Origin of the sequence: Sulfitobacter sp. HI0129 (assembly GCF_001635395.1) — a bacterium.
Classification (GTDB): Bacteria; Pseudomonadota; Alphaproteobacteria; order Rhodobacterales; family Rhodobacteraceae; genus Sulfitobacter.
This window is the reverse complement of the sequence record NZ_LWGH01000200.1, coordinates 1-463: the sequence shown is the minus strand read 5'-3', so window position 1 is coordinate 463 and position 463 is coordinate 1. Positions and strand designations below refer to the sequence as shown.

General features: G+C 62.9%; 2 pseudogenes. Both read left to right on the top strand.

Annotated features, from left to right (window positions below):
- Nucleotides 1-250, top strand: a pseudogene (locus A3764_RS02035) (lytic transglycosylase domain-containing protein); the annotation flags it as partial.
- Nucleotides 247-463, top strand: a pseudogene (locus tag A3764_RS02030) (type IV secretion system protein); the annotation flags it as partial. The pseudogenes A3764_RS02035 and A3764_RS02030, both read left to right, overlap by 4 nt.

The following is a 463-nucleotide window of genomic DNA, read 5'->3' as shown; positions in this document are numbered from 1 at the left end:
CGACAGTTCCGCCACCACAGAGCAGGTCATCAATCGCCTGCGCGCGATCATCCTGCAGATCGACGCGCAACCCAATGCCAAGGCGGCCTGGGAGCTCAACACCTACGCCAAGGCCGAGATCGGCCGCATCCTCAATCTTCGCGTCCGGCTGATGGCCGCGAACCAGCAACGCGAGGCGGCCTATGCGCAGCACCTCGTCGCCGACCGACTAGCCGAGCGCGACTTCATGCAGATGGGAGTTCCCGAATGAGACAGCTTCTCCTGACCGTGGCTGCGGTCACCACACTCGGGTTTTCTTCGCCCGCAACGGCCCAGGGTGTGCCGACCTTTGACGGCTCAGCGCTTGGCCAGCTCGTAGCCCAACTCGAGCACATGGCCGAGGATCTGAATGTCCAGATGCAACAGCTCGCCACCATGCGGCTGGAGTTGGAAACCCAGCTATCGCAGCTGACAAACCTCGAGG